Raw genomic sequence first — 1,604 nt, forward strand, 5'->3', positions numbered from 1 at the left:
AGGTCCTGGCAGCCAAGGCCGTCGCCGCCTGGAACCTGCACGAGCTCGCCGGCGACGTGGACGCCTTCATCCTCTACTCCTCCGCCGCCTCCCTCCTCTCCCCAGCAGGCCAGTCCGCCTACTCGGCCGCCAACGCGGCCCTGGACGCCCTCGCCGCCCACCGCACCGCCCGCGGCCTGCCCGCGCAGTCCCTCGCCTGGGGACTCTGGGAGGAACGCAGCCGCATGACCGCACACCTGGGAGACGTCGAGATCGACCGCATCGGCCGCTCCGGTCTCGGCACGCTCACCACCGACAAGGCACTCGCCCTCTTCGACGCCGCCTGGAACGTGGCCGAGCCCCTCCTCGTGGCCACCCCGCTCGACCTGGCCGCCTACCGTTCCGGGCCGGGCCCGCTGCCCACGCTGCTCGCGGGCCTCGTCACCGCCCGCGCCACCCGCGCCGCCGCCGGATCCTCCGCCGTACGCGACCTCGCCGCGATGAGCGAGGCCGACCTCACCCGGCTCGTGTGCGAGCAGGCCGCAGGAGTGCTCGGGCACACGGGCCCCGACGCGGTACGGCCGGACCGGGCGTTCAACGAGATCGGGTTCGACTCGCTCACCGGCGTGGACCTGCGCAACCGGCTCAACGCCGCCACCGGGCTGCGCCTGCCGTCCACGCTGGTCTTCGACCACCCCACACCGCGCCTGCTCGCGGCCCGTCTCCTCGCGGAGCTCGCCCCGGAGACGCGCTCCGATCCGGCGCAGGACGTACTGGACGAGGTGGACCGCCTGGAGTCGGCCCTGGCCGCCGTGCCCGGTGACGACGCCGCCCGCGTGATCGCGCGGCTGCGGATCCTGCTGCGCCGGTGGAGCGACGTCCACGAGGCCGGCGCGGACGACGTACGGGAGTTCGACCCGGACAACGACGAGGAGCTGTTCGGCATCCTCGACGACGAGCTCGGCATCCAACCATGAGGCAGGACAGCATGGCCAACGACGACAAGCTCCGTGACTACCTCAAGCGCGCCACCGCCGACCTTCGCCGCGCCAACCGCCGGCTGCGCGAGTGGGAGGACAGGGCGCACGAGCCGATCGCCATCGTGTCCATGAGCTGCCGCCTGCCCGGCGGCGTGCGCAGCCCCGAGGACCTGTGGCGGGTGCTGGAGTCGGAGCGGTCGGTCATCACGCCGTTCCCCGCCGACCGGGGCTGGGACCTGGAGCGCCTGTCCGACCCCGACCCCGACGCCACCGGAACCACGTACGTCACCCGAGGCGGATTCGTCGAGGACGTCGCCGACTTCGACGCCGAGTTCTTCGGCATGAGCCCGCGCGAGGCGCTCGCCTCCGACCCGCAGCAGCGGCTGCTGCTGGAGAGCTCGTGGGAGCTGTTCGAACGGGCCGGCATCCGGCCAGGCGCGCTGCGCGGCAGCGACACCGGCGTGTTCATCGGCGCGGCCTCCAGCGGCTACGGCCTCGGCGCCGCCCCCGCCGGGGTCGAGGGTCACCTGCTCACCGGCGCGTCCACGGCCGTCATGTCCGGACGGCTGGCGTACGCGTTCGGCCTGCGCGGCCCCGCCGTGACCGTCGACACGGCGTGTTCGTCGTCGTTGGTGGCGTTGCACT

General features: G+C 73.8%; 2 protein-coding genes. Both read left to right on the top strand.

The annotated features are described in order from the left end of the window. A partial coding sequence (locus tag ABFX54_RS56485) for a KR domain-containing protein (protein WP_346115591.1) occupies positions 1–956 on the top strand: 956 nt, incomplete at its 5' end. Next, positions 953–1,604, top strand: a 652-nt coding sequence (locus ABFX54_RS56490) for a beta-ketoacyl synthase N-terminal-like domain-containing protein (RefSeq protein ID WP_346115592.1), incomplete at its 3' end; no start/stop codon positions are given. The genes ABFX54_RS56485 and ABFX54_RS56490, both read left to right, overlap by 4 nt.

Origin of the sequence: Nonomuraea maheshkhaliensis (assembly GCF_039529435.1) — a bacterium.
Taxonomy (GTDB): domain Bacteria; phylum Actinomycetota; class Actinomycetes; order Streptosporangiales; family Streptosporangiaceae; genus Nonomuraea; species Nonomuraea maheshkhaliensis.